We start from the raw sequence: 6,473 nt of genomic DNA, 5'->3' as shown, positions 1-6,473 counted from the left end.
GGCAGTCGACAGGCGCACTCGCGGCGTCAAGCCTGTCACCGCAAGGTAGACGGGAATCTCCTTCCTGAGCTTGCGAAGGGAGGAGAGCACTTCAAAGCAGGGAGTTCAGGCGGCGCGGTGCGGCGGAGGTGCTGGGCATCGACATTTCCGGTGAAATGATCGCCGTCGCACGGCAGTTGGAGGAGAGCGATCCGCTGGGTGTGCGCTACGAGGTCGGCGACGTGGCCGACCTGCGGCCCGTCGAGCAGCCTTTCGACGTGGCGCTGGCGGTCCAGCTCCTCAACTACGCGGAGGACATCGCCGCCACGCAGCGGATGTGCCGCGCCCTGCACCGCAGCCTGAAGCCCGGCGGTGAGCTCTTCCTGCTCAACCAGTCGCCCGACTTCCGCTTCGACGGGCCCACCCCGGAGAGGTACGGCTTCCGCAGCGAGCTCACCGGCGTGCAGGGTGAGACCGGACCGCAGGTCCGGACCACGGCGCTGCTCGACCCGCCGGTGTCGTTCATCGCCTGCCTCCCGCGCCGCGAGGTGTACGAGAAGTGTCTGGGGGCCGCCGGGTTCGGCGAGTTGACCTGGGTACCGCTGACGGTGTCGGAGGCCGGCGAGCGCGAGTTCGACGCGGACTACTGGTCCGACTTCCACGCCAACCCGCCGCTCGAGATGCTGCGCTGCCGCGCCTGACGGCGCTGCCCGCCGCCCCGGCGGCCCGTTCCCGGGCCGCCGGGGCGCTCTCACACCAGGAGGCGTCGGGCGAACGCGCGGGCGGCGCTCAGGTCGTCCGCGTCGGGCCGCTGTCCGTTGATGCCGCCGATCAGCCGGAACGGCGCCCAGGTGTCGAACGCCCGGCAGGTGAAGGTGGCCTCGACGGCGTACCCCTTGCCTGTCAGGAGCCGTACCAGCGGCCGGGTGAACGGCGCGAACGCGAGCTCCGGCAGGCCGCTCGTCGCGAACACGAAGGCCCGCCCCGACGAGGGCGGCAGAGCCGCCACGAACCGGAGCAGGTCCGGGTGCATCCGCTGCGCGAAGACGCCGGAACCGAAGCCCAGCAGGTCGTGCCCCGCCACCTCCTCGGCCGTCACCTCCTGCGGCGCGACGACACGCGCGTCGAACACCTCGGCCATCGCCCGTGCCACGCGGCGGGTGTTGCCGTGGGAAACGGACGTACACACGAGCAGGGTCTTCATCGGTGTCCCTCCGGTGGTCTGTCGTCGCCTCTCACAGCGTGGACCGACCGGGCCTGCCGGATGTGACAGCGTCGACCGAGGCGTTCCACCACAGGGCGCCGCGCCCGATCCAGCCGACCGTCAGCGTCCCGCCGGTCTCCCGGCCGTGGCGGGGCACGGTGCGGTCGGCCGGTCCGCCAGCGGGGGCGCCGAGGCCGGCCGCGGCCCTCTTCACCGACTCGGCCAGGACGCGCTGCGGGTGCACGGAGCGCGTCGTGCTGCGCCGTCGCGTCCACCGCCCTGAGCGATGCAGCAGGCACGTCGGTGTCGCCGAGCAGACGCAGGACGGCCGCCTCGCGGGTCAGCAGACCCTCGGCGTGCCGGACGTGGAAGGACTTGACGAAGGACCTCAGGACCAGTGAGCGCGGGCCGCCCGGGCCGCTGAGGTCCAGGCGGCGCATCCGCGAGGTCCAGCCGCCGCTCAGCCGTACGACACGGTCGATGCGGTCCGCCCCGCCGAGCTCCTTCTCCACCCAGGAGCGCGTGGCACTCCAGTCCTGGCCGTCCGGTTCCCCGCCCGTGCCCTTCGTCCCCCCACCCATGGGGGAGGGTATCCGCCACCGGGCGCCTGTCTTCAGCGATGCCACGGACGGCCGCGGATCCGTCAACAGACCGCCCGGGAAGCGCCGTTCGTCAGCCGGCCGTGCAGTACGGGGCCGCCGAGGGTCACCAGGACGAACAGGAACCCGGCGGTGATCAGACCCGGTTCGGAGAACCACAGCCCGGCGGCCCAGTCCACGAGCAGCGCCACGGCCACCAGCAGTACCTTCGCCGCGACCAGCCCAAGGAACAGTCCCCGGTCGAGCGGGGCCCGGCCGGCGCGGGCGAGGCGGGGGGCGATGAGGCGTGCGGCCACGCTGACACAGAGCACGATCACGAGTACGCGCAGTGCGTGCTCCCACGCCGGCATGTCCGCGCCGAAGGCCCATACGGCGCCCACGACTGCACCTGCTGCGGCATACACGTACAGGACAGACACGACTCGCTCCCTTGTGTGAATGGTGCATAACTTGACCAATACTGACAAAACAACTTGCACTCCGAGTGTCATCTTTTTCTCGGTGGCCGTCAAGCCCCCTCCCGGTGTCAGCGAGGCGTATGAAATCGGCCCGTCGCCGTCAGGGCCCCGTTACGGAGCGGCTCCGGGCAGCCGGGGCGGGGATAGCTTCGTTGTCGCGCCCCGGACCACCTCCCCGCATCCGGGGCCTCAGCCGCCACTCGTGGTTCCCCAGGGAGGGCCCATGTGTCTGTTCCAGTACGCCGACGACCCCGAGCCCGAGGAACGGGGCCCGGCCGGACCCCTCTACGTGCCCGTCCGGCCGGGTACGGCGCAGGTGGCGCTCCGGATGTTCCGCACCCCTCTGGGCGACCGCACCGCCGTCGGATTCACCCGCCCCGACCTGCTGGCGGCCACCCTCGGGGCGGGGCACCCCTGGATCCGGCTGTCCGAATCCGCGCTGCGCACCCTGGCCTCGCCGCTCGGCGGGTACCGGCTGACGGTCGACCCGACCCTGACCGCTCCCGCCGTCACCCGGGTGCCGCTACGGGCGGTCGACTCGCGGCCCGCACGCTCCGGGAGGGCGTCCCGGTGACCGTTTCCCCGCTCGTCGGCTCGCCGCCCGCTACCGGGCGGCGAGCCGCTCCAGCAGGACGATGCTCCGCGCCAGCAACTCCCTTTCCTCGTCGCTCAGTTCGGCCGCGATGGCCTGCGCGAGCCAGCCGGCCCGGCGGCCGCGCTCGGCTTCGAGTGCGGCCCGGCCCGCGTCCGACAGTTCGACCAGCGACTTGCGGCCGTCCGTGGGGTGCGCCCGGCGCGTGACCAGGCCCTGTTCCAGGAGCAGGCCCACCGCCCGGGCCATCGACTGGGGGCGCACGCGCTGGTCGGCCGCGAGGTCGCTGGTGGTCATGGGGCCGTTGCGGTCGAGGGCGCCGAGCACGGCGGCCTGGCCCAGCGGGATGCGGTCCTCGTCCTTGACACGCCGGATGAGCCTGCCCGTCGCGATGCGCAGTTCAGCGGCGATGGCGGCGGCTTCGGAGGAGGGCATAGGGCACTTTACCCCGTTGGTCAGCAAAGCTGTGCACCTGACCTGCACAGCAAGACTGTACAGCCATACTGCACAGCAGAACTGCACAGCATTGCTGTATGGTTTTGTGCTGTCGGGGCCGGCGCCAACGCTGTCGCAGCCGGGGTCCCGGCACACGACAACGGGAGGACCCACCATGTCCGCACAGACCGCCCCACGCGTCGACGCCCACATCGAGACCGTCACCGCCCGCGGGATCATCGACAGCCGGGGCAACCCCACGGTCGAGGTCGACGTCGTCCTGACGGACGGCTCCCTGGGGCGCGCGGCCGTCCCCTCCGGCGCCTCCACCGGCGCCCGGGAGGCGGTGGAGCTGCGCGACGGGGATCCCGCGCGCTGGCACGGCAAGGGCGTCGACCGCGCGGTCGCCCATGTGAACGGAGAGATCGCCGCGTCCGTGCGCGGCCGGGACGCCGCGGACCAGGCGGGCCTCGACGCCGCGCTGGTCGCGCTCGACGGCACCGCCACGAAGTCCCGGCTCGGCGCCAACGCGATCCTCGGTGTCTCGCTCGCCGCCGCCAAGGCCGCGGCGGCGGGCCGCCGCCTGCCCCTCTACCGCCACCTCGGCGGCGCCGACGCCCACCTCCTGCCGCTGCCGATGATGAACATCGTCAACGGCGGCGCGCACGCCGACAATCCGCTGGACTTCCAGGAGTTCATGATCGCCCCGGTGGGCGCCGACACCTTCGCCGAGGCCGTCCGCATGGGCAGCGAGGTCTTCCACACGCTGCGCCGCGACCTGCTGGCCGCCGGACACTCCACAGGCGTCGGTGACGAGGGAGGCTTCGCACCCGCGCTGCGCACCGCCGAGGAGGCGCTCGACTTCGTGATGGCCGCGATCGAGCGCACCGGCTACCGCCCCGGCACGGACATCGGGCTGGTCATGGACCCGGCTTCGTCGGAGTTCTTCCGCGACGGGATGTACGACTACGCCGGCGAGGGGGTGCGGCGCACTCCCGCCGAGCACGCCGATCACCTGGCCCGGCTGATCGACGCCTACCCCGTCGTCTCCATCGAGGATCCGATGGCGGAGGACGACTGGGACGGCTGGCGCGAGCTGACCGCCCGCGTGGGCGACCGCTGCCAGCTCACCGGCGACGACGTGTTCTGCACCGACGAGGCACTGCTGCGCGAGGGCATCCGTACCGGCGTCGGCAACTCGGTGCTGGTCAAGGTCAACCAGATCGGCACCCTGACCGAGGCGCTGGCCACCGTGGCCACGGCCCACCGGGCGGGCTGGACGGCCGTCATCTCGCACCGCTCGGGCGAGACGGAGGACACCACCATCGCGGATCTGGCGGTGGCGACGGGCTGCGGCCAGATCAAGACCGGCTCGCTCTCACGCTCCGACCGCACGGCGAAGTACAACCAGCTGATCCGGATCGAGGAGGAACTGGGCGACGCGGCGCGCTACGCCGGCCGCTCCGCACTGCGCCGGGCGTGAACGGCGCCGGCCCTCAGGGCCGGTGGCCGGTTGCCGGTAGCCGATCTCGACCCGCGTCGCGGCGACGATCCCCCGGACGCCGAGGCCGGACAGCCGCATCGCCTCGGCGAGGGCGGCGTCGGCGGCGAGGGTCCGGGGGATTTCCGCCGGCGTCATGACGCGGGTGCGTGAGCCGGGCCGCAAGCCGGTGCCGCAGCCGGTCGCGGCGGTGCGGCACCAGGGCGTACGGGCGCCGTCAGGAGGAGTCCGGGAGCCGAGGGCCGGGAGCCGGGAGCCGAGGGCCGGGAGCCGAGGGCCGGGAGCCGAGGGCCGGGGCGGTCAGCGCCCGCCCGCGGCCTCCTCGGCCCTGTCGGCAATATCCTCCAACACGGCCTTCGGATCGCCGCCCGGCTCCACGGCACGGCCGATGTTGCGCTTGATCGCGTCACTGACCGCCAGCCACGAGGGGTCGTTCACCGGATAGAGCCGGGCCGTCCGCAGGGCGTTCAGGAAGTCCTCGTCGGTCCGGCTGAGCCCACCGCCGGCCGGGGTCCGCGCGGCGGAGGCGGTGGCCGGCAGCAGGTGGTAGCGACCCGCGAAGTCCGACAGGTTCTTGTCCTGGTAGACGAACTCCAGGAATCTGCCGATCTCCGCGCGCTTGCCGTTCTGCCTGAAGGCCACCATCCAGTCGGCGACACCCACGGTCGGCGGGCTCTCCCCGCTGCCCAGCGAGTCCGAGACCGGCATGGCCACGGTGCCTACGCCGATGCCCTTCGCCGCCGCCTCGTGGGCGAGCGACGGGTAGCCGTTGAGCATGCCGACCTCACCCCGCAGGAAGGCGGCGAACGCGTCGGCCCGGTTGGTCCTGGACGGCGGAACGGGCCCGACGAGGCCGGGGGTGACCAGGTTGTCCCTGACCCACTGCCAGGTGCGTACGTTCTTCTCGGAGTCCAGGCTGTAGTTGCCGCTGCTGTCGGCGTAACCGCCGCCGTTGCTCAGCTCCCAGATCAGCGCCTCGGCGTGCGCCTCCTCGGGCCCGAGCGGCAGCGCGTACGGGTACTTCACGCCCTTGTCCTTGAGGGCCTTGGCGGCGGCCTTGAGGTCGGACCAGGTCCTGGGGGCCTCCTTGACGCCGGCCTTGGCGAACAACGCCTCGTTGTAGAAGAGCAGGCGGCTGCTCGCCACGAAGGGCAGGCCGTACAGGCTGCTGTCGAAGGTCCCCGCCTCGGCGAGCGGCTGGAGGAAGTTCGCCTCGGCGCCGACGGAGAGGAGCTCCTCCGCCGGGTACAGCTTGCCCTGCGCGGCGAAGTCCGAGTAGGAGCCCATGAGCGCCACGTCGGGAGCCTCGCCCTTCTCCACCATCCGGGCGACCTCGCGGTCGATGTCGGCCCACGGCAGCAGCCGGACCTCCACCTTGATGCCGGGGTTGGCCTCGGTGAAGGCGCCGGTCGTCTTGTCCCAGTACGCCTTGGAGCTGGTGGCCGGGGTGTCGCCGTACTCGGCGGCCACCAGCCGGAGCGTGCCGCTGCCACCGCCGTCCGCGACCGCGCATCCGGAGAGCTGTGGCAGGAGGCCGAGTACGAGCGCGGTGGCGGCCGGCCCGAAGATCTTTCGTCGCACGAGCGTATTCCCCTGGTGTCGCTTGGCTGTCGCCGCGCACGGCGCACCCCGCCGGGGGTGCCCTGCGGCCCGGTGGCCGGAATCATCTCCTGGGATGGGAGGGATTGATTCCGCTCCGGGGGCA

General features: G+C 72.5%; 7 protein-coding genes and 2 pseudogenes. 3 read left to right on the top strand and 6 right to left on the bottom strand.

The annotated features are described in order from the left end of the window. Window positions 1-101 precede the first annotated feature (101 nt). Window positions 102-680 (top strand): annotated as a pseudogene (locus ACIPXC_RS03640) (class I SAM-dependent methyltransferase); the annotation flags it as partial. Between the two features lie 50 nt (window positions 681-730). On the opposite strand, the gene ACIPXC_RS03635 reads toward ACIPXC_RS03640, so the two are convergent. From ACIPXC_RS03635 to ACIPXC_RS03620, 4 genes and pseudogenes are all read right to left on the bottom strand, one after another. Further along, window positions 731-1,183, bottom strand: a complete 453-nt coding sequence (locus tag ACIPXC_RS03635) for a flavodoxin family protein (protein ID WP_401613101.1) — start codon at window positions 1,181-1,183, stop codon at window positions 731-733. 31 nt (window positions 1,184-1,214) lie between these two features. Further along, window positions 1,215-1,427 (bottom strand): hypothetical protein, encoded by a 213-nt coding sequence (locus ACIPXC_RS03630; RefSeq protein ID WP_401613139.1) that lies wholly within the window; start codon window positions 1,425-1,427, stop codon window positions 1,215-1,217. A 10-nt stretch (window positions 1,428-1,437) separates the two neighbouring features. Further along, window positions 1,438-1,764, bottom strand: a pseudogene (locus ACIPXC_RS03625) (aminoglycoside phosphotransferase family protein); the annotation flags it as partial. Window positions 1,765-1,826: 62 nt separating this feature from the next. Next, window positions 1,827-2,201, bottom strand: coding sequence for a hypothetical protein (locus ACIPXC_RS03620; protein WP_401613099.1), 375 nt, complete (start codon window positions 2,199-2,201; stop codon window positions 1,827-1,829). Between the two features lie 262 nt (window positions 2,202-2,463). On the opposite strand from ACIPXC_RS03620, the gene ACIPXC_RS03615 reads away from it, so the two are divergent. Next, window positions 2,464-2,814, top strand: coding sequence for an SAV_915 family protein (locus ACIPXC_RS03615; RefSeq protein ID WP_401613097.1), 351 nt, complete (start codon window positions 2,464-2,466; stop codon window positions 2,812-2,814). A gap of 30 nt (window positions 2,815-2,844) precedes the next feature. Here ACIPXC_RS03615 and ACIPXC_RS03610 read toward each other — a convergent pair whose 3' ends face one another. After that, entirely contained in the window at window positions 2,845-3,267 is a 423-nt protein-coding gene (locus tag ACIPXC_RS03610) for a MarR family winged helix-turn-helix transcriptional regulator (RefSeq protein WP_386454425.1), read from the bottom strand. Between the two features lie 175 nt (window positions 3,268-3,442). On the opposite strand from ACIPXC_RS03610, the gene eno reads away from it, so the two are divergent. Next, on the top strand, window positions 3,443-4,750 hold the full coding sequence (gene eno / locus ACIPXC_RS03605) for a phosphopyruvate hydratase (RefSeq protein ID WP_401613095.1): 1,308 nt from the start codon (window positions 3,443-3,445) through the stop codon (window positions 4,748-4,750). A gap of 318 nt (window positions 4,751-5,068) precedes the next feature. On the opposite strand, the gene ACIPXC_RS03600 is transcribed toward eno, so the two are convergent. Next, complete coding sequence (locus tag ACIPXC_RS03600; RefSeq protein ID WP_401613094.1) at window positions 5,069-6,349, bottom strand: extracellular solute-binding protein; 1,281 nt, start codon at window positions 6,347-6,349, stop codon at window positions 5,069-5,071. Between the last annotated feature and the right edge of the window lie 124 nt (window positions 6,350-6,473).

The organism is Streptomyces sp. NPDC090021 (assembly GCF_044748225.1).
Classification (GTDB): domain Bacteria; phylum Actinomycetota; class Actinomycetes; order Streptomycetales; family Streptomycetaceae; genus Streptomyces.
Note: the sequence above shows the minus strand (reverse complement) of the source record. Positions and strands in the feature narration are given on the sequence as shown.